The sequence below is a fragment of the Mucilaginibacter psychrotolerans genome (assembly GCF_004519315.1).
Classification (GTDB): Bacteria; Bacteroidota; Bacteroidia; order Sphingobacteriales; family Sphingobacteriaceae; genus Mucilaginibacter; species Mucilaginibacter psychrotolerans.
This window is the reverse complement of the sequence record NZ_SOZE01000016.1, coordinates 92,671-119,463: the sequence shown is the minus strand read 5'-3', so window position 1 is coordinate 119,463 and position 26,793 is coordinate 92,671. Positions and strand designations below refer to the sequence as shown.

General features: G+C 45.2%; 20 protein-coding genes, 1 pseudogene and 1 riboswitch. Of the genes and pseudogenes, 13 read left to right on the top strand and 8 right to left on the bottom strand.

From position 1 onward, the window contains the following. Window positions 1-85: 85 nt before the first annotated feature. Window positions 86-1,342: a cation:proton antiporter gene (locus E2R66_RS16185; RefSeq protein WP_133232224.1), complete on the top strand. Its 1,257-nt coding sequence runs from the start codon at window positions 86-88 to the stop codon at window positions 1,340-1,342. A gap of 30 nt (window positions 1,343-1,372) precedes the next feature. Here the strand turns inward: E2R66_RS16185 and cysM are convergent, their stop codons facing one another. Together cysM and E2R66_RS16175 are read right to left on the bottom strand one after the other, a co-directional pair. After that, on the bottom strand, window positions 1,373-2,245 hold the full coding sequence (gene cysM / locus E2R66_RS16180) for a cysteine synthase CysM (RefSeq protein ID WP_133232226.1): 873 nt from the start codon (window positions 2,243-2,245) through the stop codon (window positions 1,373-1,375). Window positions 2,246-2,251: 6 nt separating this feature from the next. Next, window positions 2,252-3,067: a serine O-acetyltransferase gene (locus E2R66_RS16175; protein ID WP_133232228.1), complete on the bottom strand. Its 816-nt coding sequence runs from the start codon at window positions 3,065-3,067 to the stop codon at window positions 2,252-2,254. Between the two features lie 603 nt (window positions 3,068-3,670). Beyond that, window positions 3,671-3,779, top strand: a riboswitch (SAM riboswitch). A 96-nt stretch (window positions 3,780-3,875) separates the two neighbouring features. On the opposite strand from E2R66_RS16175, the gene E2R66_RS16170 reads away from it, so the two are divergent. The 3 genes from E2R66_RS16170 to E2R66_RS16160 all read left to right on the top strand — a co-directional run bounded on the left by E2R66_RS16170 (window position 3,876) and on the right by E2R66_RS16160 (window position 9,406). Further along, the gene (locus E2R66_RS16170; RefSeq protein ID WP_133232230.1) at window positions 3,876-4,448 is read left to right on the top strand and encodes a TlpA disulfide reductase family protein; all 573 of its coding nucleotides are present in this window, start codon (window positions 3,876-3,878) and stop codon (window positions 4,446-4,448) included. 324 nt (window positions 4,449-4,772) lie between these two features. Further along, window positions 4,773-7,961 carry a SusC/RagA family TonB-linked outer membrane protein gene (locus tag E2R66_RS16165; RefSeq protein ID WP_133232232.1) on the top strand — a complete coding sequence of 1,063 codons (3,189 nt, stop codon included), beginning with the start codon at window positions 4,773-4,775 and terminating at the stop codon, window positions 7,959-7,961. Window positions 7,962-7,966: 5 nt separating this feature from the next. Then, window positions 7,967-9,406, top strand: coding sequence for a SusD/RagB family nutrient-binding outer membrane lipoprotein (locus E2R66_RS16160; protein WP_133232234.1), 1,440 nt, complete (start codon window positions 7,967-7,969; stop codon window positions 9,404-9,406). Between the two features lie 112 nt (window positions 9,407-9,518). Here the strand turns inward: E2R66_RS16160 and E2R66_RS16155 are convergent, their stop codons facing one another. The 5 genes from E2R66_RS16155 to E2R66_RS28370 form a co-directional block, all read right to left on the bottom strand. Then, complete coding sequence (locus E2R66_RS16155) at window positions 9,519-10,697, bottom strand: metallophosphoesterase (RefSeq protein WP_133232236.1); 1,179 nt, start codon at window positions 10,695-10,697, stop codon at window positions 9,519-9,521. Window positions 10,698-10,839: 142 nt separating this feature from the next. Then, on the bottom strand, window positions 10,840-12,249 hold the full coding sequence (locus E2R66_RS16150; protein WP_133232238.1) for a DUF4403 family protein: 1,410 nt from the start codon (window positions 12,247-12,249) through the stop codon (window positions 10,840-10,842). Window positions 12,250-12,330: 81 nt separating this feature from the next. After that, window positions 12,331-13,416, bottom strand: coding sequence for a metallophosphoesterase family protein (locus E2R66_RS16145; RefSeq protein ID WP_133232240.1), 1,086 nt, complete (start codon window positions 13,414-13,416; stop codon window positions 12,331-12,333). A 255-nt stretch (window positions 13,417-13,671) separates the two neighbouring features. Further along, entirely contained in the window at window positions 13,672-15,876 is a 2,205-nt protein-coding gene (locus E2R66_RS16140; RefSeq protein WP_133232242.1) for a hypothetical protein, read from the bottom strand. A gap of 412 nt (window positions 15,877-16,288) precedes the next feature. Next, on the bottom strand, window positions 16,289-16,438 hold the full coding sequence (locus E2R66_RS28370; protein WP_158288424.1) for a hypothetical protein: 150 nt from the start codon (window positions 16,436-16,438) through the stop codon (window positions 16,289-16,291). Between the two features lie 96 nt (window positions 16,439-16,534). Between E2R66_RS28370 and E2R66_RS16135 the strand changes: the two genes are divergently transcribed. The 9 genes and pseudogenes from E2R66_RS16135 (at window position 16,535) to E2R66_RS16095 (ending at window position 26,217) form a co-directional block, all read left to right on the top strand. Then, complete coding sequence (locus E2R66_RS16135; RefSeq protein ID WP_133232244.1) at window positions 16,535-17,212, top strand: response regulator transcription factor; 678 nt, start codon at window positions 16,535-16,537, stop codon at window positions 17,210-17,212. A gap of 126 nt (window positions 17,213-17,338) precedes the next feature. Then, window positions 17,339-18,697: a HAMP domain-containing sensor histidine kinase gene (locus tag E2R66_RS16130; protein WP_133232246.1), complete on the top strand. Its 1,359-nt coding sequence runs from the start codon at window positions 17,339-17,341 to the stop codon at window positions 18,695-18,697. A 97-nt stretch (window positions 18,698-18,794) separates the two neighbouring features. Further along, window positions 18,795-20,066: a TolC family protein gene (locus E2R66_RS16125; protein WP_133232248.1), complete on the top strand. Its 1,272-nt coding sequence runs from the start codon at window positions 18,795-18,797 to the stop codon at window positions 20,064-20,066. 37 nt (window positions 20,067-20,103) lie between these two features. Beyond that, the gene (locus E2R66_RS16120) at window positions 20,104-21,198 is read left to right on the top strand and encodes an efflux RND transporter periplasmic adaptor subunit (RefSeq protein ID WP_133232250.1); all 1,095 of its coding nucleotides are present in this window, start codon (window positions 20,104-20,106) and stop codon (window positions 21,196-21,198) included. Between the two features lie 72 nt (window positions 21,199-21,270). Beyond that, the gene (locus E2R66_RS16115) at window positions 21,271-24,408 is read left to right on the top strand and encodes an efflux RND transporter permease subunit (RefSeq protein WP_133232252.1); all 3,138 of its coding nucleotides are present in this window, start codon (window positions 21,271-21,273) and stop codon (window positions 24,406-24,408) included. A 42-nt stretch (window positions 24,409-24,450) separates the two neighbouring features. Beyond that, entirely contained in the window at window positions 24,451-24,810 is a 360-nt protein-coding gene (locus E2R66_RS16110) for a cupin domain-containing protein (protein ID WP_133232254.1), read from the top strand. A 104-nt stretch (window positions 24,811-24,914) separates the two neighbouring features. Continuing rightward, window positions 24,915-25,145, top strand: coding sequence for a hypothetical protein (locus E2R66_RS16105; protein WP_133232256.1), 231 nt, complete (start codon window positions 24,915-24,917; stop codon window positions 25,143-25,145). Beyond that, on the top strand, window positions 25,138-25,563 hold the full coding sequence (locus tag E2R66_RS16100; protein WP_133232258.1) for a putative toxin-antitoxin system toxin component, PIN family: 426 nt from the start codon (window positions 25,138-25,140) through the stop codon (window positions 25,561-25,563). Before E2R66_RS16105 ends, E2R66_RS16100 begins: the two co-directional genes overlap by 8 nt. 57 nt (window positions 25,564-25,620) lie before the next feature. Further along, window positions 25,621-26,217 (top strand): annotated as a pseudogene (locus E2R66_RS16095) (DUF2238 domain-containing protein). Between the two features lie 67 nt (window positions 26,218-26,284). On the opposite strand, the gene E2R66_RS16090 reads toward E2R66_RS16095, so the two are convergent. After that, window positions 26,285-26,773, bottom strand: a complete 489-nt coding sequence (locus tag E2R66_RS16090; protein ID WP_133232260.1) for a cupin domain-containing protein — start codon at window positions 26,771-26,773, stop codon at window positions 26,285-26,287. Window positions 26,774-26,793 lie beyond the last annotated feature (20 nt).

The following is a 26,793-nucleotide window of genomic DNA, read 5'->3' as shown; positions in this document are numbered from 1 at the left end:
AAAAAAATCCAGGCCCGGCGGCCAGGCCGCCGGGCTTTTTGTCCCCCCGATTAAACGGGGTAAATACTATTTGCTATAACTCACCATGGTTTCTAAGCTCAGCTCATCAGAGATAATTCACTTCCTGCTTATATTATTAATTATCCTGATACCTGCCAGGTTACTGGGCGAGTTATGCCGCAGGTACAAACTCCCTGCCATCATAGGCGAAATTTTAGCAGGCATCGTTGTAGGTCCTACTGTACTGGGTTTATTATTCCCAACGGCATTCGATAATATCTTTTTATCCGCGCCGCATGCTTTTGAAGCCTTTGATGGCATTGCCAATATCGGCATCATATTACTAATGTTCATCGCCGGTTTCGAGGTAGATCTGAAACAGATCAGGAAGGATGGCAAGCAGGCGGTAAGTATAAGCCTTACGGGTATCATCTTCCCGTTTGCTATCGGCTTTGCTGCGGTATGGTTTCTTTACGAAAGCCATTTTACCAACGGTGCCAACAACCAACTGGTTACCTCGCTGTTTTTTGGCACGGCGCTATCTATTACAGCGCTTTCGGTAATTACCAAAATATTGCTCGATTTAGATTTGCTGACTACGCGCATAGGCAATATTGTATTAACCGCAGCCATGGTTGATGATTTTTTAGGCTGGATCTTATTCTCCGTCATTATTCAACTAATGCACGTGGGTAAAGGCGAAGCGTCTTTTTGGTCGGTAATTATCGTGGTGCTCTACGCAGTTTTTATGCTAACGGGCGGTCGTTGGCTCATACACAAACTCATGGCCATTGCAGGCAAAGGCGAAAAACCCGGCCGGGCACTTACCATGGGCGTTTGCCTATGCCTCATAAGCGCCTGTGCTACCGAAGCATTGGGCGTGCGCGGCATATTCGGCGCATTTTTGGTGGGTATTGGCATTAACGATTCAAAATACTTTACAGATAAGCACAAGCATGTTTTGCATCAGTTTACCATCAACGTGCTGGCTCCCCTGTTTTTTGCTTCGGTGGGCCTAAGGCTTAATTTCATAGCCAATTTCAATCTCGAAATCGTATTGATTATATTAATTATTGCCTGCGTAGCCAAACTGGTTGGTGCCGGTATTGGCAGCGCGCTAAGCGGCATGACCAAAAACGAATCGATAGCGGTTGCTTTCGGTATGAATGCGAGGGGTTCGCAGGAAATTGTACTGGGCTTATTAGGTATGCAGGCCAAAATTATAAGCGGACCGGTGTTTGAAGGTCTTGTAATTATGACGGTAGTCACGATGGTGATATCCGGCCCAATTATGAAGTACTACTTCCTTAAAGAGCAGAAATTAGTTTCATCAACAACCTGACTACCTGTCGCATAAAGAAAATGACTTGAATTATCCGAATAACGGGCTGCTCAAATAGCGGTCGCCACGGTCGCACGCAATAAAAACAATAGTCCCTTGCGTTAATTCTTCCGCAATTTTTAGTGCAGCCGTGCAGGCACCGCCTGTGCTCATTCCGGAAAATATACCTTCTTCTTTAGCAAGCCGGCGGGCCATTTGCGTAGCATCGGTTTCCGATACGTCTATCGTTCTGTCAACCCGCTTTGCGTCAAATATTTTGGGCAGATAGGCCGGCTCCCAGCGGCGGATACCGGGTATAGATGAGTTTTCTGTAGGCTGGCAGCCTACAATTTGCACGTCGGGGTTTTTCTCCTTCAGATAACGGGAGCAGCCCATTATGGTGCCCGTTGTTCCCATGGCGCTTACAAAGTGTGTGATTGTACCGTTGGTATCCCGCCAAAGTTCGGGTCCAGTAGTTTTGTAATGGGCCATATAGTTATCGCTATTGGCAAATTGGTTCAGCAAAAAGCTCCCTTCGGCGGCACCTTTCTCTTCCGCGTAATCGCGGCAGGCTTCTATATTTTCTAATAACGTAACCTTTGCGCCAAAGGCTTCCATGGTAAGCGTACGCTCGCGTGTGGAGTTTGAAGGCATCACCAACTCGATATTCAGCCCGTAGAGACTAGCAATCATGGCCAGTGCGATGCCTGTATTACCGCTGGTTGCTTCAATCAAGCGGGTATCCTTGTTTATTTCTCCGCGTTCTATTGCACTGCGTATCATGTTGAGCGAGGCCCTGTCCTTAACACTGCCACCCGGGTTGTTCCCTTCCAGTTTAGCAAATACTTTTACGTTTGGGTTGGGGTTTAATTTTGTAAGCTCTACCAATGGGGTATTGCCAATCAAATCTATAATACCGGCCATAATGTTTTATATGTCAGATTTAACTTCTATTCGTAATTGATGGGTGTTGAACACGTTAGAATAAGGCTCCACGCTTTTGGTTAAAAATACGCTGCCGCCTATAATGCTATCGTGCCCTATAACGGTTTTGCCACCTAATATGGTACTACGGGCGTATATCGTCACATTATCTTCTACCGTGGGGTGGCGTTTGGTATCTTTGAGCCCCTTGCTTACCTGTGCTGCGCCGATTGTTACCCCCTGGTAAATAGTTGCATTTTTACCGATAATGGCCGTAGCACCGATAACAATACCCGTGCCATGGTCTATACAAAACGGAACTCCTATGCGGGCACTGGGGTGAATATCTACCCCTGTTCTGCCGTGTGCGTGCTCATTTAATATTCGTGGCAGGATAGGTATGTTTAATTGCGAAAGCTGATGCGCAATGCGATGCACTGCTATGGCATAAAAGCCGGGATAAGAAACAATTACCTCATGCACACTGCCGGCTGCCGGGTCTTTTTCATACATGCGGGCGGCATCGGCCCTTAGATCCTGATAGATGCCTTCCAGTGCGGCATAAAAATGCTCCACCGCATAATCAATATCAATGCATTCGTTGTCCAGGTAGCTCAACAGGATATTTTCGAGTTCGATTTGGTTCTTTTTTAATTGGCCCTGGTAAATAATTTTCTTATTAAGCCTGTTATTGGGGAACAAAAATTCCAACAGGTCGTTCAGCCAATGGATAGCCTGTTCGTTAGACGGCGTGGCTTCCCATTCGGCTTTGTGCGTTTGAAAAAGCAATTCAATAAAGCTGTTGAGCTGCAAATCTTTCATGTTATTTCTTAGATACAGAGAGAGGTTAATTAATGTGCTGCAATTTTGAGCGGTATTTTTTTAGCGAAATGGTGCTACGCTTTCAAGATAAGCCAGAGCATAACGGCCGGAAATGGTCCAAAAACTAATACAACACGTTGGCATAAAACACATTGTGAATATCATTGATAAACAGCACCTACTTGTTACAAGTAAGGTGCACAATAATAGTATATTAATACTATAGAATTTATGTAACACCTAAAAAAGATGTTTAAGAAGTGTCACAAATAACACTGGTATTCAATTACGTCATGATTTCCGGAGCATCAGTACAACTTATCAATATACATCTAAAACAATGCCGAAACTTTATCCCTAATGAAAAAGACAGCTAACTGGCTTCACTGGCTGCTCTTATTCCTCCTGCTGAATCCCTAAAAGCTGCTGTTGGCCAATTGTTGTCATATCCAATCTGCAAAACCTCAAACCTCGGTTCCTATTCCATCCTCCCACCTCCAATAACAAGCGCACAATAGCGTAAAACGTAAATGACATTAATATTATATAATGTCTATGGAATTAGTAGAATTAATTATACATTTGCATCGTAATCGTTCTTAATAATTATCAAGAAAGACTGAGGGAAAGGCCCGATGATGTCTTAGCAACCTGTACGCCATAGGTATAAAGGTGCTAATTCCTGTCTGCAGCAATGCAGAGAAGATAATGTCCGCAAAATATTTGCTCTACCTGAAAAAGGTGTTCATTACGTCATCCCCCCTCTTCCCGTTTTCTTGTCATTATTCGGGGCACAGCATAATACTATATGAAAAACAAGTACTTATTATTAACAGGCATTATTTTGCTGTCGGGCCTTTTTGCAAGTGCCCAATCCGTAACGCCCGCTGCCCCTGCGGCAGATGCCGACCGTGGCTACATCGTTAAAACAGGCGACCTCGCCCCTGCAGATTTTGACCTGCGACTTACCGACGGCACAAAAACTTCATTAGCACAGTTGAAGGGCAAAATCGTTATTCTGCAATTTACAGCAAGTTGGTGCAGCGTATGCCGTGAAGAAATGCCGCACCTGGAAAAAGAAGTATGGCAGTCCTATAAAGACAAAGGCGTTATACTGATAGGGGTTGACCGCGACGAGCCCCTGGAAAAGGTAACCGCCTTTCAAAAAGTAATGAACATCAGCTATCCGCTGGCCTTAGACCCGGGTGCCGATATTTTCGGGCGGTTTGCCAACAAAAAAAGCGGCGTAACCCGCAATGTGGTAATAGACCGCGATGGCCGGATAGCTTACCTCACCCGCTTATACGATCCGAGGGAATTTGCCGGCATGCTGAAAGCTATTGACGGCCTTGTAAACAAACCTGTTGTTGCCCTTAATTAATCCCAATAATCCCAAAATCGAATTTACACAATCCATACCATATGAACACTTCTACTATCAGCCCCTACCGAAGTCCCCGGTTTAATAATTCCGTCTTACATTTTAACAGCCTGATGGCTAGCTACCTCTCTTCTATGTGTTGTTATTGCTAATCCTTCTGCAAGATTCCGGGCGTAAGCCAACGCTTTAAAGTCCCCGGAGAAAATCAACTTTTCATTCTTTACAAATTCAACAAGCCGGCTGGTATTGCACCTTTTGTGTAAGCCATAGCGCGAGCTGCATGCATTTGTATTGCTATTATTTTGACCCATTCATTAGAAAATCATGTTTAAAAATTACAAATCGTTACTGGCAATTGTATTGCTATTCTTTACCCTGCAGCAGGCAAACGCCCAGTCTGTAAAAATAAGCGGCGTGGTAACCGCCAAATCCGACGGGCAACCCCTACCCGGTGTAAGCATCGGCGTAAAAGGGACAACAACCGGCACCCAAACCGATTTTCAAGGTAAATTTACCATCCCGGCGAACGTCAACGATATATTACGGATCTCGTATATCGGTTTCAACCCGGTTGAAATTCCTGTAAACAACAGCGGTGAACCATTAAAGATAGTGTTGGAAGAAGCACCCAATTCGTTGAACGAAGTGGTGGTTACAGCGCTTAACATCTCAAAAGACAAAAAATCATTGGGCTATGCGGTGCAGGGGCTGAAATCGAGGGACATATCTGAGGCTAAGGAAACCAACCTCATCAACGCCTTATCGGGCAAAATAGCGGGTGTAAACGTTACCGGCAGCCAGGGCGATATGGGCTCATCCCGTATCATTATCCGTGGCGAAACATCGGTATCGGGCAACAACCAGCCACTGTTTGTTGTGGATGGTGTAATTGTAGATAATTCCCAGTTCCAGGGCACGAATGGCTCAAGGGATTTTGCCAACGCTATCTCCGATTTAAATTCAGAAGACATCGAATCCATCAGCGTGCTGAAAGGGCCAAACGCTGCCGCACTTTACGGTTCCCGTGCAGCTGCAGGCGTTATCCTCATTAAAACCAAAACCGGCAAAGGCAGTAAGGGCGCGGGCATTACGCTCAACTCAAACACCACGTTTGCTACGCTGAAGGTATTCCCCGATTATCAAAACGAATATGGCCAGGGCTCTAACGGTAAATTCAGTTACGTTAACGGCGCAGGTGCGGGTGTAAACGATGGTGTGGACGAAAGCTGGGGCCCGGCCCTGGATGGCCGCCTTATTCCGCAGTTCTTTTCAAATGGCCAACCCGCACCGTTCGTAGCACATCCCAACAACGTGCGCGACTTTTTTAAAACCGGCGTTACGCTCAATAATGGTGTTTCCCTGGCGGGTAGCAGCGATAAATTCGATTACCGCTTATCGTATAACAACCTAAATCAAACCGGCGTAGTGCCCAATTCATCACAAGGCAAAAACTCTTTCTTACTGAACACTACCTTCCGGCCCAATTCAAAACTAACCATTACTACTATCGCTAATTATATTAAAGACGATGCCGATAACCTGCCGGGCGCATACGGCAGGCGCGCTACCAGTACCATGCTGCAATTTACCTGGTTTGGCCGCCAGGTAGATGTAAACCAACTGAAGAACTACCGCGATGCCAACGGCAACACTTTCAACTGGAACAACAGCTACTACAGCAACCCCTACTTTATTGCTTACGAGAACACCGTTGGGCAGCACAAAAACCGCATTATTGGTAGTATAGAACTAAACTACAAAATAATCGAGGGCTTATCGGCCAACTTCCGTACCGGTACCGATTACTATAACGACAGGCGCAAAATCAAGATTGCTTACGGTACCAACGGCACGCCTTTCGGCTCGTATGAAGAAGATGCCTACACGGTTAACGAAACCAATACCGAAGGCCGCTTGCAATACACCAAAAAAATAAACAAAGATTTCACCTTCGATGGTTTTGTAGGTGGTAACATCAGCACTATTTTGAACGAGCAGAACGACCAGATAGCACCTAAGCTGGCAGTAGCAGGTTTGTACACGTTAAGTAACTCGCGCGATCCGCTGGTATCTTCTAACTACTACGGCAAACTAAAAACCTATAGCTACTTTGCATCGGCACAATTAGGCTTCCGTAATTATGCGTTCCTGAACTTAACCGGCCGTAACGACTGGTCTTCTACCTTGCCTTCATCCAGCTTATCTTACTTTTATCCATCAGTAAACGGCAGTTTAATATTATCTGAAGCCCTGGACTTAAAAAGCAATACTTTAAGCTACTTAAAGTTGCGTGGTGGCTGGTCTAAAGTGGGTAAGGCAACTACACCTTATCAGTTGATCAATACCTACAACTTTACTGCGCCATTCGGCACCAACCCACAACAGAGCGCTGCAAGTATTAACCTGAATCCCGATCTGAAGCCAGAAACCACAACATCCGGCGAGGCAGGCGTTGAAGCCGGTTTCTTTCATGATCGTGTAAGGCTTGATCTGAGCGTTTACAACACCAACAGCGTTAACCAGATACTCAACGTAGACGTAAGCCAAACCACAGGTTACAGTCAAAAACTGATTAACGGCGGCCGTATCAATAACAAGGGGCTTGAGGTGCAATTGGGCTTAAGTCCTTTTAAATCTAAAGATTTCACATGGGATGTTACCGTGAACTACTCGCGCAACAAGAGCAAAGTAATTTCTTTAGATAACGAAGGCAAACTGCAAAGCTACATATTGGGCACCAACCGTACCGTACAGGTATTAGCGGCAGTTGGCCAGCCATATGGCACCTTGTTCGGTAACGCTTATACCCGCGATGCTTCGGGGAATATCGTTATCGGCGCAAATGGCACGCCGGTTATCAATCCTACAAAACAATACCTGGGCAAATACACGCCCGATTGGTTGGGAAGCATCAACAACAGCTTCACTTACAAAGGCGTTAACTTAAGCTTTTTGGTGGATGCACGCATAGGCGGTTCTATTTACTCTAACACCAACCGCACAGGCACTTATACTGGTGTATTGGCATCTACGTTACCCGGGCGTGGTGCGGCGAATGGTGGCTTAAGCTACTACTACCCCAACAACAATACCTCCGCCGCTGCAGTGCAAATTGCTGCAGGCACAAGCGCACCGGGAGGTGCAACGGTATATGATGATGGCGTAATTTTCAAAGGCGTTAAAGCAGATGGTACAGCCAATACCACTATTTTGCCGGCACAATCTTATTACAAAGGCTTCACCAATGTTGATGAGGCATTTGTTTACAGCGCATCGTACGTAAAACTTCGCGAGGTTAAACTGGGCTACACCTTCCCTTCGCAATGGGTTAAAGGCTTAGGGTTGCAATCGGCAACCGTATCGCTGGTTGGCCGCAACCTGTGGATCATCCATAAAAACGTACCGAATATCGACCCCGAGACAGCCTTCAACACCGGCAATGGCCAGGGCCTGGAAGATCTTACCCTGCCAACTGTTCGCAACATCGGCTTTAATGTTAACCTTAAATTCTAACGACAATGAAACTTAAATATACAACCATACTATTAGCCGGAGCCACATTACTATCGGTAAGCTCCTGCAAAAAGGATTTGGTAAAAATTAACCAAAACCCAAATGCATCGCAAAATGCGCAACCTGATTATTTGCTGACCGCAGCAACCAAAGCCACTGCCGATACCTACTGGGGTACAGCCAATAACATGGATGCCAGCCTGCTCTTCGTACAGCATTGGGCCAAAATACAATACACTGATCCCGACAGGTATATTTATACCAATACCGCATTCAACGAATTGTGGAGCGTTGGCTATGCCAAGAGCATCGTAAACCTTAACCAGATTATTAAACTGGCCGATGCACAGGCAAACCCTAATTATAAAGGGGTGGCACTTGTCTTGCGTTCATGGGTGTTTACGTTGCTGACGGACAATTATGGCGATATCCCTTATACCCAAGCAACTAACATCAGCACCTACCTTACGCCTGTTTATGATAAGCAAAAGGATGTGTACTTTGCCTTGCTGGAGGACCTGAAAACGGCACAGGCTGCATTGAGTACTACAGGCCCGGCAATAGCAGGCGACGTAATCTACAGCAACAAAATCGCGCAATGGAAAAAGTTTGCCAATTCGCTGCGTTTGCGCATTGCTTTGAGGATAGCCGACCGCGAACCGGATAAGGCGAAACAAGTTTTGGCCGATATACAAGCAGAAGGCAGCGGCTACATCAGCGCTAACAGCGAAACCGCCCAACTGGTTTACCTGGCATCACCAAACCAAAACCCAATAAGCAACCTGTTTGATACCCGCGACGATTACCGCATCAGCAAAACCGTAGTGGATAAGTTGTTTGCCTTAAACGACCCGCGCCTACCTGTTTACGCCAGCAAAACACAGGATGCTACGCCAAACACTTACGTGGGTATCCCTAACGGCTTATTGGTAGGTGATGCAAGCAACCTTGGCTTCACCAAAACATCAAAACCCGGCACTTACTTTCTAGCACCCGGCGCACCGGCAGTGATTATCAGCTATGCTGAAGTATTGTTCGACCGTGCAGAAGCTGCAGCACGTGGTTTCACAATCGAAAATGCTGCGGACCTTTACAACCAGGCGGTAACCGCATCCTTAAAGCAATACGGCATTGCCGATGCGACAATTGCAACATACGTTGCGCAGCCATCGGTACAATACGATGCCGCCAATTACAAAAAATCTATTGGCGAACAAAAATGGCTTGCACTGTTTGGGCAGGGCTTAGAAGCATTTGCCGAATGGCGCAGGTTAGATTACCCGCAACTACAGCCCGCTGTAGCTGGTACGCTTAGCGGCAAATTGCCACTAAGGTTTATTTACCCCGGTACGGAGCAATCGTTAAACGGAATAAGCTACAAAGCTGCTGTAGCCAGCCAGGGTGCCGATGTACTGACGACCAAACTTTGGTTTGATGTGAATTAATCACATATAAATAGAAGGTGCCCAATTAAACAGCAAGAGCCGCCCGCAATGGGTGGCTCTTGTTATATATAGACCGAACTTAACAACTGATTAGAACTTACTTCGACTCACTTTAAACAGCCAGCGCAGGCTTCCGCTTCAGCGTCAGCACGGCTATTTCGGGCCAGATGCCTACACGGCCTTTAAGCCCTAAAAAGCCAAAACCACGGTTTACATATAAGTAGCGACCGGCTTTTTCATATAGTCCCGCCCATTGTTTGTAAACATATTTGATAGGGCTCCACTTAAAGCCAAATAGTTCAAACCCGAACTGCGCGCCATGTGTATGCCCTGCCAGCGTAAGGTCTATACGCTGATCGTGCCCCAATGTAACGGCATCCCAATGCGAAGGATCGTGCGACATCAGTATTTTAAAGTCCTTATCGGCTACATTTGCCGTTGCCAGGTCAAGGTCGCCGTATTTATGGAAACCGCCCTTGCCCCAATTCTCTACCCCAATCAATTCTATCGAGCGGCCATCTTTCTCAATCTTCACCCTTTCATTCAGCAACAAACGGAAGCCTATCTCCGCGTGCACATCCTTTAATCTTACCAGGTTATCGCGCTTTTCTGCTGCGCTTTCCCATTGCATGTAATCGCCGTAATCGTGGTTGCCCAGTACAGAAAACTTTCCGAGTGGTGCCTTCAGTCCTGCAAAAGCGGATATCCAGGGATCCATTTCGCTGGCCTGGTTATTCACCAGGTCGCCGGTGAACAATATCACATCACTGCCTTGCGCGTTCACCAAGTCCAGGCCTTTTTGCACGCCCGCAGCATCGCTGAAACTGCCCGCATGTATATCTGATAACTGCGTGATGGTAAAATCGTTAAACGCCTCCGGCAGGTTCTCAAAATACAAAATGGTACGCCTAACCTTATAATAGTGGCGGCCTTTGGTAATACCGAATAGCACCGCGAAGAACGTAATCAAAGCCACGGCAACTACGAACTCGCTAACAATCGGGCTCCTGGCGGGAGAATGGCGGAACAGCCTCGTAAAATCTTCTAATAGTAAAAACACATCCCCGATAAGTTTAGGTATCAGCGACAATAACATCAGCGACATAAATGGCGACACCAATTTGCGCAGCCCGGTTAGCAGGCTAAAAGCTATGCCTGTAGCCAGGAAAATATCTACTGCCCAATAAATATAAAAAGCAACAGGCCCGGGGGACAGTGTTTCAACGGCTGCAAAAAAGTAAATGTCGATCAGCAGCCAAAGGATCAACACGCTAAAAACTCGTGATTTCATAAAGGTAGGACGACCAAGGCCCCAAAACATTTTAACCTGCCATCCAAGATTGCTGTTCGATGACAAACACGCCACTAAACAATAAAGGCCACCCCAAAACGGATGACCTCTACTTTGTTATTTTAGAATTTCGGCAAGCTGCTTACATCACTGCTTTAACCCTCAGCTGCCCGCTGGATAAGGTGCGGATGATCAGCTTTTCGCTAGTGGGGTAAATAGCCATAATATCCATGTCGCGAATGGCCAGATCAGGGCGGATATTTTTATTTGAATTACCGGCTATTTCGCTCTGTATCCTGGTTTTACTATCTGCAATAAACTGGCTTAAATTGTAGGTAGCCTTTTGGCGTATCATATCGGTTATTTTGGCGTTGAACATCCACTTGGCAGCTTTTAGTATCCATGCTTTGGTTTGCAGGTCGAAGGTGAGGTCGGGGAATGACAGTTCGTGCGTGGTAGCATTGTAAGTTGGCGTGCCCACCAGGTAAACGGTGCCGGTGTTAGAGCCTTTAAAATCAACCTGCATAGCTATCTGCTTACCAATGCCGTATATTTTGGTATTGTCTACAATAAAATCTTTGCCTGCTACCTGTGCGCTTTGGCCTACGATCTGCTTGTTTACCACATCGGTTAGATGGTTGTAATTCTCCAGCAGATCCAGGTAAATACTGAAACCATTTGCCGGCGCGTAGTTGGTTAAGTTAGGTAATGGCTTAAGCGGCAGGTTTGCACTGGTAGTGGTTACGATAGGCTTAGCCGATAAGCCAACTGAGAAGTTAAGTACCGAGCCATTTAAACTGAATTTGCTTAACCTAACCGTTTGCGGGTTGATGGAAAGATACCCCACATCGCCAATTTTCACCTCCGATGCCATGTTTTTCCATACCTGTTCAACCATCGGCCTGATGTTGTAGCCCGCAATTTTGGCATCAACCTGTTTACCAAGGTCATTTAAGGGGCCGCTTACATATTCTATCAGTTTATTGGTTACATCAATATTCCCCATCAGAATATTGCACCGGTCAATGGGTTTCGGGGCGGGGTACAGTACGGTTTTAGAACTTAAATGAAAATCAGGCGATATGCTGAAGGTTGATTGGTAGGATATCTCCATTTTTCGAGGAGGTTCGGTACCCCACCCACATTGCGCAGATACTGTGGGTACCAGGCATTTGTTATCGCCACCAAACAAAGTGCCGCACTTGGCACAATAGGATGCACTGATACCATAGCTGCCTACGAATTTCAAATTGACAACATTGCTGCTGCCCGTAATGTTGAACGGACTACGCGTAAAGGTATAAGCATAACGCAAACCCTCGCAAGGCTGCTGATTATCTGTGTATTTTGCCGGCACCGAATTTTCGGCCTGCACAAAATAGCTTTTCAGGTCTACACTAACAGGCACCTCAATGTTAGATACGGGCTGTACAAGTTTAGGGATATCCTCGGCTGAGAGGGCGGCCGGTGCCGGCGGTTTTACAACGGAGCATGAATAAAGCATTAGCGACAGCAACAAGGCTGTAAGCAGGGGTTTAGGGGCAAACTTCATGTGAAAGGTTAAAATATTAAATACCGGGAATAATCAATGCGACAAAAATAATAAAGGAAGCGGGCATTCCTCAATATTTTATCAACTAACAACTATCTCAAACCTGTCGGCAACCTCACCGGTGTACAAATAATATTCGCCTGTAATATTTACTCCCAGCGCCTTTCTTTCGATGCCTATTTTCAGAAAACCATGTTTATTGTCGTTATAAGCCTGTAATTGCAGGTGTTGCAACAGCGGACTATGGTTGCTGTATATCGGGTTGCCCTCTTCGGCCAGGCTGTGCAGTTCGTCATACCCACCGGCGCCGGCAACTAGGTAGGTTAGTGGTTTACCTTCGGGATAAAGATGTTGAAAACGCTGATAATTATGTACATGTCCGCTTACAACCATATCTGGCTGGATGCCGGTTTCGAGAAATACCCCCTCCAGCAATTCTATCATAGTCTTGCTGGATCCATGGTTGGTATCGGCCGAATATGGGGCGTGGTGTATGGCAATAATAATTGCCTTGCCGGGGCGGCTCAAATCTGCCGTTTGTAATTCGTTTATCAGCCAGTTACGCTGTTCCTGCGTTACGATGCCAAACTTGGGTACGTTACTGTGCATGGCAATAATGATAGCCAGGTTGGTTTCCAACGTCCAGTAAACGTTGGGTTGATTACCGCTGCTGCGCTTTGTTTTGCCCCCAAAAAGCACTTTGCGATGTTCGGTGTCACAAAAAACGGCAGTAAAGGCATCCAGGCTTTGGTAGGGATCGGCAGCATCGGGGTTTACATCGCTATCGTGGTTACCAGCAATGGCGTAAATCTGTCCCGGGTAATTTTCGTACGGCTTAAAAAACTGTTCGGCGTAGCCGTCGGCTTCGCCATAATTATATACGATGTCTCCCAAGTGGAATAAGAACTGTGGTCGTTCATCCTCAGTTTGGCTGTTGATGCACTGGGTTGCCATCGCTGCAGCTACCCGATGCTGAAAGCCTGTATCGCGAAAACCGCCGGTATCGCCCACCATATGAAAAACAAGCTTGCCGCTATCTGGCCATTGGTGCTGTAAATGAAAAGGGTAACTGCCCGATGGTACGGGCAGCGGCTGAAATTTATGATCATCATCCGGCTGGCGCAATTTAAAAACAGCGCGGTAGTACCCTTGTCGATTGTTTTGCATAACATATTTATTGCCGCAAGGTACGCTTCTATTGTTAATACAATATTTAGTTGTACGGTGCAAGTTGCGTCATACTATTGAGCATATCAAGCAGTGCTTCCCGTTAGCTCAGGGTCGCTCGATAGAGCCCCCCGTGCAGAGGACAGGTAGCCGATGTGCGTCACAGTTGATAAAAATGCGTCTCGATTTACGCCGGAATGCCCCGCTGTAGTTGAGCCCTCTGTCGAGAGAAACTGATGCCACGATATCGTATTTTCAACCTGGTATCTTAGCTATGAGCGACTTAATAACGTCGGATGTCATAATTTGATCAAACTCTTTAATCTTTTCCGTTGTGCCCTCCTCATGTAAATTTACCACATATGCAAGCATTGTCGATTTCATTTCCTTTATGTCTGTCTGTCCACTTGCATCCGGGAACGCCTTAGCTAACTGGAAGTATTCCAGGTACGTAGTCACGCGGAGGAACAGTGAATAAAAGCGTTTGTACTCGTTGAAAGTAATGCGGTATTGTTTCAAAAAATAGAAAGAGAAAACTTCCATAAAAGCAAAGATGCCGACCGTGCGAAGCATCCTCACAGTAAACTGGGCATCAAACTTTAATCCTGTGGTATCAACAAAAAAGATTTTCAAGGAAAAAATGAAAGCGATCATCCCTGCCACGCCAACCGATAATCCTAACCATAACATAATCTCCGAGCGAAGCTTCAGGCTCCGTACAGTCCTCTCGATTTGCTTTATTTTGTTATAAAGGAAAGATAGCTGTTCCTGCTCTGGGAAAGACCATGTATCCTTTATCGGCGGCTCTCCATTAATGATATTCATTACGTAATAAAGACCGAAGAAATAAAACACCAGTACGGCAATAATCAACAGCACCAAGAAAAAATAGTCAATTTGGCTTTTTGTGGTAAAAATTATCCGGGAAGGCCAGGTAACTGCAGTAGCATGGTCTGCACTGTTATCTTTTATATCCGTTAACCCTGCCAATCCGCTCTTAGAGGGAGTAACCTGGTAAGCCACGCCGATGCCACGCGTAGTTTTGGCCACCATCTCAAAATGTTTACTTTGTGATGGTATCATCAAAGTAAAGTCAGCAAGGTTATTGATAAGCGTTGTATCCAGCAGGCTGGCGGTTTCAATTTTTTGGATATTTTTATCAATATTGCCACATCGGTAAAAAACACAGCGGTTTAGTGTGCTATCCGCCACTAAAGTTAGCCCGTCATCACTCACATTAGCCAATAGTGTAGGGCTGGTTTCGACATCATAATCAGCTATTTTATAGGCTTGCAAAGTATCAGGTTTTAAATTGTTCACGCTGCCGCTTATACTTTTTAAATCTATTTTCAGGTAGATGATATTATTGTCGTTAGTGTTAGCCGAAAGCCATAAATATTTGTCTGTAAAACCTAATATAAAGGGTTTTTCGTCAATGCCAGTATCTTTTGAATCAATTACAAACCTTTTGGCGGCCCATTCCTTGCGCTGTCGCAAAACGGTTAAAGAACCATCAACATTATAGTTAATGTAACTATCCTGATCTATTGCGGAAAGAGTTAGAACGGTATCTTTTACAACCGCATTAAGCACATCTACCGGTATCAGTGGCGTATAGGGCATCCCCGTTCCTGGCGAAACCAACCATAAACTATGTTGCCCTTTGTCGTATTCATGCAGGCATAATCTATCATTTAGTAAAAGTACATCTTTAAATTTTCCTTGTATGGCGTATGTAACAGGGTTCGACTGACTATTACCGCCCGTATTTGGGACCTCATTGGTATTGTAGTAGATTTTTAACGAATCATTTTTTCCTGTGAGCGTGGCCAATGCGCCGTTTGCATACCACACGGGTGTTTTACCATCTGATCCTGCAATGTTAGTGAATTGTGGAAATTTCATCAGCTCTGGCTCATCACTACCGGGATGCCAAACTTCAACATTCACACCGAAATCGTGCTGGAGATAAACATTTTTTTGGTCGTAATTTATAGCAAAACCATAGTCAAAAGGCGCATTATTATATGCTCCGGCGTGTCCAGTAGGTGTAATGATGTGGGTAACCGTTTTTTTCCATTCGTGGTCGAAAACATAATGTACGGTATCATTACCTGTTAAACCAAAGGTGTTATTTATTTCGAACAAAGACAAAGGGTTTACCTGTTCGGAAGCGTTATGGGTTACCACGTCCAAACTTCTGGTCATGATTCCCAAGTTCAGGGTAAACTCTTCTTTCTTAAGCATCTTGCTGATGTAGCCAAGCTGTGTTCGCGGGTTAGCGTTTTCTATAGTAGTTTTTACAAAAGCAGCATCCGAAAGCTGATTCTGCATCTTGAAATTCCAATAATAGATGATAATTAAAAACACGAAAAACACCAGGCTGAACGATAACCCAGGCTTACTTTTTATGTAGGGGAGCACGTTGGTTGAGAAGAATTCTGCAAGTTTTCTTTTCATGTAAATTTTGAAGATTGTGAAAGGAATCGTAAAGGCATTTTTTAGCGTTTATTTGCATTTTGCCCGCATTTTATATCACTAAGAATGAAGCCAATATAAGGAAATAAAAAGATTCACATTCATAAATTAATTTTTGCAATTCATTTTCGCTTCACTATAAATATGCTAATTGTTACGATATATTTCACCAAAAAAGGAAAGCCCCGAACCTCTCCGGCGCGAGGCATCCTTTTTTATTTGATTATCGTTATTAGAACTGGAAGTAAATAAACGATTTGCCCGATTCCTGGCTGAGTATGATCATTACCAACATGAAGCCCCATACCATAGCCAAACCAGGGTTTTTTGGATGCGGTTTTTAACACACTGTTTTTGCGCATGGTCCATTGCACTACCAGCATCAGCGTAATTACTACTGCACTTTAATGATGGCTACAATAGTGAGCAGCGGTGTAAGGCCCGCTTTGGGCGCAAACATAACATTGAGCAGTCCCCATGCACCGCCAAAGGTTGCCGAGCGGAAAAACACCCAGGTAATGCATATCAGGAAAAAGGTAAGCAATGCCCCCCAGCCCTTTCCTCATCAATAAATTATTGTTGTATCCTGTATAGACAGCCAAATACAACTAACTTAGTCCGTTCAAAATATATTGCCTTTATGGATACTATTTGCCTGGTTGAGGATAATGAGAAGGTGTCGTCTTTTATAAAAAAGGGGCTCAATGAGCATAAATACGATGTAGATATTACCGCCACCGGCGAGGCCGCTCTGGAAATGCTGACACGCAAAAACTATAACCTGCTTATATTGGATATCATGCTGCCCGGCATGAGCGGTATAGAACTGTGCGTGCAAATACGCAAAACCCAACCCCTGCTACCCATACTAATGCTTAGCGCACTGGGCACTATTGACGATAAGGTGAACGGCCTGAAATCGGGAGCGGACGATTACCTGTTGAAGCCTTTCCATTTTAACGAGCTGCTTGCGCGCATAGAGGCCCTGCTGCGCCGCAAAAAAGTTACCGAGGAAGAAGAGCATATCCTCAGTTTCGGCGGCCTCAAACTAAACACCTGGACCAAAACCGCCGAGCGCGAGGGCCAGCAAATTATCCTCACCGCCAAAGAATACAGCCTGCTGGAACTATTTATACAGCACCCTGCCAAGCTGTTGTCACGTGAGTTTATTATGGAGAAAGTATGGGGCATCAGTTTTGATACAGGCACCAATATGGTTGATGTGTACGTAAATTACCTGCGCAACAAAATACAGAAGGGGTTCGATAAAAAACTTATCCATACCGTAATAGGCATGGGCTATATTTTAAAAGACTGAGACTGATGACATAGACGGTTAATCGCTGAAACATCAAAGCCCTCTTGAGCACCTTTAATAAATGTACTCAAGCGAAAAATCAATATAATCGGTGGAATCAGCCGCAATCGGTGAAAGCACAAAAAAATGAAGATAAAAACCCGCCTTTCCTTATATTTTACGCTTATCAGCTCCGGTGCCTTGTTGCTGGTATTAATAGCTGTTTATGTGGCGGTTTTCTCGTTCTTCAACACCGATTTTTACAACAGGCTGCGCGAGCGCTCCAGGCTGGCCTCGCAGTTCTACCTCAAGGCCGATGAACTGGCTACCGATTCGCTGGTGCGCGTACAGCAAAAATACCTGGAAAAACTGCCCGACGAGGTGATACGTGTTTATGATGATTACAACCTATCGGCATTCAACACCAAAAACAATGTGTACTGGACCAAGGAAATCATAGAACAGGTACGTCGCGATGGCAGCATAGAATATGAAGAGGGCCGGCGAAAGGTAGTAGGCGAATACTATAAAGACAATCAGGGTAATTTTGTTATCCTGGTATCGGCAGTTGATACCAATCTGGAACATCGTACCTGGGTATTGGCAAAAATTACCGGCGTGCTGTTCCTCATCTTCGGCACCTGTTTGTTTTTTGCAGGCCGGGTATTTGCCCAGCGGGCATTATCGCCGGTAGATAAGATCATTGCCCAGATTAATAACATACAAGCCAGCAACCTGCATTTGCGTGTAGACCAGGTAAACAGCCGCGACGAGATTGCCGAACTGGTAAATAACTTTAACCGCCTGCTGGAGCATCTGCAGAACGCCTTCGAATTGCAGCAAACCTTTGTAGCCAACGCCTCGCACGAACTACGCACCCCGCTTACCAGCATTATGGGCGAGGTGGATGTGGCGCTTACCAAAAAGCGTAACATTGTTGAGTATGAAAGGGTGCTGCGTTCCATCGCTAACGATGGTGGGCGCCTGCAGGAAACCATTACCAGCCTGATGGAACTGGCCCAGGTTGACCTCAACTACACCCGCGCGGCTCTCACCCCCGTACGCGCCGACGAATTGATATGGGAACTGGAAGAATACTGGGCCAGCAAAAAAGGCCCCGGCATGCTCAAGATTCAGTTGAGCGCTTTGCCCGAGGATGAGGAACAGCTTACTCTACCCGCCCATAAATCAATGCTGTACATTGCCCTCAATAATATTATCGATAACGCTTTCAAATATTCCGGTGGCAACCAGGTTACCTTAAGTTTCAGGGCAGATGTAGCGCGCATCAGGATTGCCATTACAGATAAAGGACAGGGCATCAGCGCAGAAGATGCGGAAAAAATCTTCCTGCCCTTTTTCCGGGTGAATAAGGATAAAAGTATATCAGGCAGTGGCATAGGTTTATATATTGCCAGTAAAATAGTAGAGCTGTTTAAAGGCACCATCAGGGTGCAGTCGGAATTGGGGCAGGGCAGCACCTTCATCGTCGACTTTCTGAAGTAGCAAGCCCTTGCTGTAATTCTAATGCTAATCTAATTTGGTTTTAATGCGCCTCTAATTTGAGTGAAATAGGTTTGTACTATCAAATTCTATTGAACTCATGGTACACAGATATTTACGAACCGCCCTACTGTTGGCCCTGCTTATAGCAGCGGTTCAGGGCGCACACGCACAAACCGACACCCTCAAAATCACCTTTAAAGATGCCGAAAAGGCCTTTTTAGACAAAAATCTAAGCCTGCTTGCCCAAAAATACAATGTAGATGCCGCGCAGGCATTGGTTAAGCAAGCCAAACTTTGGGATAACCCCGTACTGAGCACCGACCAAAACATTACCGATGCAGGCCGTAAATACTTTGCGCACAGCAATGGCCAGGGGCAGGTATTGGTACAGTTAAGCCAGCTGATAAAAACAGCAGGCAAACGCGGCAAGCAAATACAGATAGCCCAGGATGGCGTGCAGATACAGCAAGCGCAATTCAACGATCTGCTGCGCAACCTGCACTACAACCTCCTGTTAGATTTTTCGCAGGTGGCCAACCTGATGGAGCAGCGCAAGGTTTACCAAACGGAAATAGCATCTGCTACCGCGATGGTAAACGCAATAGAAAAATCGTACCAGGCGGGTAATAATTCGCTTAAGGATGTTATCCGTTTGAAGGCTTTGAATTTTGGCTTACAGAACGACCTGGTAGAGATAGACCGCCAGATAAACGATTTGCAAAGCGAACTAAAAACCCTGTTGGCAGCAATCGAAACCCAGTTTATTGCACCGCAGATTACCTTTAACAATACCGATACCACCTTAAATGCCACAACGCTTTCAGAACAAGCCAAAGCCAACCGCGGCGATTACCTGGCCAGCAAATACCTGTTAGACCAAAGCAACCATAACCTGACCCTGCAAAAAGCACTGGCCGTGCCCGATATAACCATCGGTAGCACTTACGATCAGCATAGCAGCTACGCCAACAACTATGTGGGCCTGCAGATTAGCCTGCCCCTCCCCTTATTCAACCGCAATCAGGGCAATATTAAAAATGCGAAGCTAAGCGCGCAAAGCCAGGAGCTTACGGTGCAAAGCAATGAATTACAGTTAAAGAACGATGTTTACTCGGCTGTAAACCAGTACAAGCTAAGCCAGCAACTGCTGGGTAATAACGAAACCGACTTTTACAGCAAGTATGATCAGCTTTACAACAGCATGCTCAAAAGCTTCCGCGAAAAACAGGTGGGTTTGCAGGAGTTCATCGATTTCTTCGACTCGTACAGAGAAACCAAGCTCAAGATATTGCAGCAGCAGCTTAACCTGCAAAAAGCCATTGCTGACCTTAACTACGCCGTAGGTACTACCGTAGTAACGCCATTATAACAAACAGCACAAAAACACAGCATATACAACAACAACAATGAAAAAGGGATTAATATATATAGCGGCAGCATCCATAGCACTTGCATCCTGCCAGGAAAAGAAAACCGGCACTATGGCCGTAGAACAGGTTTGCGTAAGCGATTCCATGGCCAAAATCATTAAAATAGACACTGCCAAAACAACGCCGATGGAAGACGAACTGGCGCTTAGCGGTGAAGTATCCTTCGATGAGAACAAGGTAGTAAAGGTATTCCCCTTTACCAGCGGGCAGGTAACCGAAGTAAAGGTTTCCCTGGGCGATAAGGTAAACAAGGGCCAAACCCTGGCCGTACTCCGCAGTGCAGATGTGGCCGGCAACTATACCGACCTCAGCTCTACCAAGGCCGACCTTGCCATTAGCAAACGCCAGATGGAACAGGCCGAATACCTGTACAAAAACGGTATCTCCAGCGAGCGCGACTATACAGAAGCAAAAGAAAACTACAACAAAGCCGTAGCCGCAAACAGCAGGATACAGCAGCAAATAGCCATTAACGGCGGCGGCAATACCAATGCCGCAGGCACACTTATCATCAAAGCACCGGCGGATGGCTTCATTGTAGAGAAAAACATCAGCGCGGGTAACTTTATCCGCCCTGATAACAGCAGCAGCCTCTTCACCATATCAAATATGAAAGATGTGTGGATATGGGCCAATGTATTTGAATCGGATATAGCCAAGGTTAAAAAAGGCTACGATGCACACATCACAACACTGGCCTACCCCAACAAGGTCTTTACTGGCAACGTAGATGAGGTAAGCTCGGTATTAGATCCAGACAATAAAGTAATGAAAGTGCGCATTGCATTAAGCAACAACGATATGCTGCTTAAGCCCGAAATGTTTACCAATGTATTGATAACCAATAAAGAAGCATCAACCTCGGTAGCCATCCCTGCATCTGCGGTGATATTTGACGATAGTAAAAACTTTGTGGTGGTGTACAACAGCAAGTGCAATATGCGTGTGCAGGAAGTTAGTGTAATTAAAACGGTTGATAACATAACCTATATAGCTACAGGGCTTAAGCCGGGCGACAAGGTGATATCACAAGGGCAATTGTTGCTGTATAACGCACTAACCGAACAATAAGCCACAGCGCTACTGCATCCAAAAAATTATTGTTTACTGTACCTTTTGAGGTACTATTATCACTGAGAATATATGAACAAGCTCATAAAAAATATTATATACTTTTCGCTCCGGCACCGGGGAATGGTATTCTTTTTAACTGCAGTGCTGGCTGTACTGGGCGTATGGAGTTACCTCAACACCCCCATCGAAACCTTCCCTGATGTTACCAATACGCAGATCATCATCATAGCGCAATGGCCGGGCCGAAGTGCTGAAGAGGTAGAGAAAATGATCACTATCCCTATGGAAACGGTATTAAACTCGGTACAAAAAAAGGCCAACTTGCGCACTACTTCGTCTTTCGGCCTATCATACGTCCGTATTATCTTCGATGATGATGTAGACGATGCCTTTGCGCGCCAGCAGGTGTTGAGTCGCCTGGGCAATGCCGACTTGCCCGATGGCGTTAAGCCCGAGGTTGAGCCGCCTTATGGCCCTACGGGTGAAATTTTCCGCTATACGCTTAAAAGCAAAACAAAATCCATGCACGAGCTAACCGCTATTCAGGACTGGATATTGGATAAGCAATTTAAATCGGTAGATGGCGTTGCCGATGTGAACAGCTTTGGTGGCGAAGAAAAAGCATACGAGGTGAGTGTAAACCCATCCCTGCTTCAAAAATATGGGTTAACTTCTTTAGATGTATTTAACGCCATTAGCCGCAGTAATATTAACGTAGGTGGCGATGTAATAGAGAAAAACGACCAGGCTTTTGTGGTACGCGGCATTGGACTAATTAACAACATTGATGAAATACAAAATATCATCATTAAAAATGTAAACAATGTACCTATACTGGCCCGAGACGTTGCTGATATCAAAGAAAGCGGCTTGCCGCGTTTAGGCCAGGTTGGCAGGGATAAGAACAATGATGTGATAGAGGGTATCGTTGTGATGCGTAAAGGCGAAAACCCCGCAGAGGTACTCACCAGGATACACGCTAAAGTAGACGAACTGAACAACAGAATTTTGCCTAAAAATGTTAAACTGGATACGTTTTATGACCGTACCTCTTTAATGGACTTTGCCACTGAAACGGTAATACACAATTTATTGGAGGGTATTATACTGGTAACAGTAATTGTGTTCCTGTTTATGGCCGATTGGCGCACTACTTTAACTGTAGCCATTATTATTCCGTTAGCCCTCCTTTTTGCCTTTATATGTTTAAGAATAAAAGGCATGAGCGCCAACCTACTCTCTATGGGGGCAGTAGATTTTGGTATCATTATAGATGGTGCCGTGGTGATGGTTGAGGGGATCTTCGTAGCACTCGATCATCGGGCAAAAGAAGTTGGGATGCCCAAATTTAATAACCTGGCTAAGCTTGGGCTGTTTAAAAACGTGGGAACGGAGATGGGCAAAGCTATCTTTTTCTCCAAACTAATCATCTTAACCTGCCTTATACCCATTTTCGCTTTCCAAAAAGTGGAAGGTAAAATGTTTTCTCCGCTTGCCTATACCTTAGGTTTTGCATTACTTGGGGCTTTACTATTCACCCTTACATTGGTACCTGCGCTATCCAGCATCCTGCTGCGTAAAAACGTAAGAGAGAAACATAATCCGGTTGTGTTGTTTTTTGAGAACGGTATCCGCAGGATGTTTAAGTACACATACAGCCATCAAAAACTCAGCATAATAGTGGCAACGGTATTTATGGGTGTAACATTCTTTTCTGCTAAATTTTTAGGCTCGGAATTTTTACCGCAATTAAATGAGGGTGCGCTATGGGTAACTGCACAATTGCCCATGAGCACTTCACTGGAAAATTCTGTAAAGATCACCGATAAGTTAAGAGATGTATTGGCTACTTTCCCCGAGGTAAAACAAACCCTCTCGCAGGTAGGGCGAACAAATGATGGTACCGACCCTAAAGGCTTTTTCAACGTACAGATACAGGTTGACCTGTTGCCAAAGAAACAGTGGAAACGAAACATTACCCAGGAGCAGCTTATTGCCGAAATGGATAAAAAACTCAGTCAGTTCCCGGGCATCATCTTCAATTATTCGCAACCTATTATTGATAACGTTGCCGAGGCGGTTGCAGGTGTACCGGCATCCATGGCGGTTAAAATTTTCGGTCCCGATTTTGATGTGCTCGACCATAAAGCCGATTCGGTTATGAATGTTTTGAAACATGTAAAGGGTGTTGAGGATTTAGGTATCCTTAGAAACCTTGGCCAACCCGAATTCCGGATAGAACTCGACCAACGCAAGATGGCCCTATACGGCGTATCTACTGCCGATGCCAATTCGGTAATTGAAATGGCCATAGGTGGTAAAGCAGCAACGCAGTTATACGAAGGCGAGCGTAAATTCGACATCCGTATCCGCTACCAAAAACAATATCGTAACAGTGAGGAAAAAATTGAGAACCTGATGGTACCAACGCTCAATGGCGCCAAAATCTCTATTAAGGAAATCTCTACCATTAAGAAGTTAACTGGTCCGGCTTTTATCTTTAGGGATAACAACAGCCGCTATATAGCCGTTAAATTTTCTGTACGTGGAAGAGACCTGGGCAGCACTATAGCCGAAGCCCAACAAAAAGTAGGCGACAAAGTGAAACTCGATCAGGGTTATTCCTTCACCTGGAACGGCGAATTTGAAAACCAGATCCGCGCATCAAACACGCTGGCACATGTTGTACCCATTTGTTTATTGGTCATCTTCCTTTTACTGTATATCACCTTCGGTAACGCCAAGGATGCTTTTCTGGTTATTCTTAATGTACCATTCGCTTTAATAGGCGGTATACTTGCCCTGCATATCACGCAAACCAATTTCAGCATCTCAGCAGGCATCGGTTTTATTGCACTGTTTGGGGTATGTATTCAAAACGGTGTGATATTGATATCCGTGTTCCGCAAGAACCTGGAAGAAGGCAAAATTCTGGACGATGCCATCCTGAGCGGCGTAATCTCCCGTGTACGCCCGGTGGTGATGACGGCACTGATGGCTGCCATTGGTTTAATGCCGGCTGCTATTTCAACCGGTATAGGTTCAGAAACGCAAAAACCATTGGCTATCGTAGTAATTGGCGGCCTGGTAACATCCACCATACTTACCCTACTCATATTACCATTGATATATGCCATAGTGCACAGGTTTATCCATAAAAGGGAAAACCGAAAAACACTGAAACGCATAGGCGCAATAAACGCTTAAACAATTACATTTGGCCGCAGCAAAAACTGCGGCCATTTTTTTATGATAAAAGCCCACAAACTTTACACCGGCCCTGACGGGCACTCGCATATACAAACCGGCACCGTTAGCCAGGGCGAGCTTAACCAGGCTACCAGCATCCGTTTCCAGGAATCGCCACCGCACTCTTTTTACGATTGGCACAACGCCCCCACCTGCCAGTACGTAATTACCCTTACCGGCACGCTGGAGTTTGAGACCTTCCCCGGCGCAACTTTTATTTTGCGCCCCGGCGAATTACTCATAGCCATGGATACCACCGGCACCGCCCACAAATGGAAAATGCTTGACGATGAACCCTGGCGGCGCATCTACGTGGCATTTGACGAAAGCCAGCCGGTTAATTTTGTGGAGGATGTATGAGGCTTTGCTATCCAAACTGTTCTGCCTAAAATTTATTTTCGGTATAACTTCTTCACTTCATTTTTTTGTATTTTTGATAGACAGCTATTTTTAAACATAATTATATGCAAAGGATAATATTAGAGGTTGATGATACCGTAGGAAAGGCTTATCAAGGTTTTAGCAAAGAGACTAAACAACAATTTAATAATACCGTTAGCTTAATGGTAAAAAAAGCATTGAATGATGCCACATTTGCAGATTACTCCAAATTATTAGACGACGTAGGCAATGAGGCTATAAAGAACGGCCTGACACCTGAAATATTAGAAGCACTTTTGGCTGACAATGACTAATATTTTTGTTTTTGACACTAATAGCCTAATCAGTGCCAATCTTTTGCCCAATTCGGTAACCAGGCGGGCATACGATATTGCTCGCAAAATCGGCATTTCTGTTTATTCCATTGATACTTTAGCAGAATTTGCCGATACATTTATCCGCCCTAAATTCGACAAATACCTCACAATAGATATGCGCCTGAAAGAGATATCTGCATTTGAAGAAAAGGGGCAATTAATCAATATTTCCGTTAAGATTAATGCCTGCAGAGATTCAAAAGATAATAAATTTTTAGAGCTGGCAGTTGAATCAGGCGCTTCCTGTATCATAACCGGCGACTTAGACCTTTTAGTCTTAAATCCATTTCAAAACATTCCTATTTTAACGGCGGCTGAATTTCTCAAAACATTTAGTGACAGCAAGCAGGCGTGAATATTGCGCTATAATAATTAGAAGAAATTACAAGCTCCTTTCTTCATAACTTACCGCATGAATAAACATGCCGTACTCATCGTATTATTCTTCATAGGGCTTATCGGTTCCGCCATTAACCCGCACGATTATTTTACCTGGATACTGGAAGTTTTCCCTGCTATTATCGGCTTCGTGGTGCTGCTGTTTACGTACAAACGTTTCCAATTCAGCTACCTAACCTATGTGGCTATTTTGCTGCATTGCTATATCCTTTTCGTTGGCGGGCATTACACCTATGCCGAAGTACCGGCCTTCAATTGGCTGCGCGATGCCTTGCACCAAACCCGCAACAATTAAGATAAAGTGGGCCACTTTACCCAGGGATTCGTACCTGCCATGATTGCCCGCGAATTATTTATCCGCTGTAATGTCATCCTCAAAAAAGGCTGGGTGGCCTTCTTAACCGTATGCGTTTGCATGAGCATCAGCGTAACGTATGAATTTATCGAATGGTTTGTATCGGTAACCTCCGGCTCATCCGGCGATTCGTTTTTAGGCACGCAAGGCGATATATGGGACACCCAAAGCGATATGCTTTTTGCTACTATCGGGGCCATTTGTATGGTGGTGTTGTTTTCTAAACTTCAAGACAAGGCGATACGCCCCCTCTAAATCTCCCCCGGCAGGGGAGACTTCAAAATTTAAAGCCCTCCCTTCCGGGGAGGGTTGGGTGGGGCTGTTACCTGCACAACCTACCAATCAGCCCTTCATTCCCCGGATATGTCTCTATCAATTCCTCCTTCTTAGCCATCTCAAATTCACTGAACTCAAACCCGGGTGCCACGGCACAGCTCACCAAAGCGAAACCTGCTTTGGAAGGTATCTCCGCTGCAAACCATAAACCGGCTGGTACCACTAATGACAAACCGCCGCCCGGCTGGTCGGATAATGTCCATGCCTCGTGCTTACCTTGAGCAGTTATCACGTGTACCATAAGCGGCACACCCTGGTGAAAGTACCATATCTCATCTGAAGAAATCTTGTGGAAACCAGAATAATCTTCGCCTTCCAGCAGGTAATAGATGGAGGTGCATGCCTGCAACGCTTTCCCCTCACCCAACCTATTCACCTGCTGTTGCGAACGGAACACTTCCTTGTAATAGCCACCCTCGGGATGCGGTTGTAGCGATAATTGCTTTATCCAATATTCGGCATCGGGTTGTTTCATAAAATGCTCTTTTGCGTGCT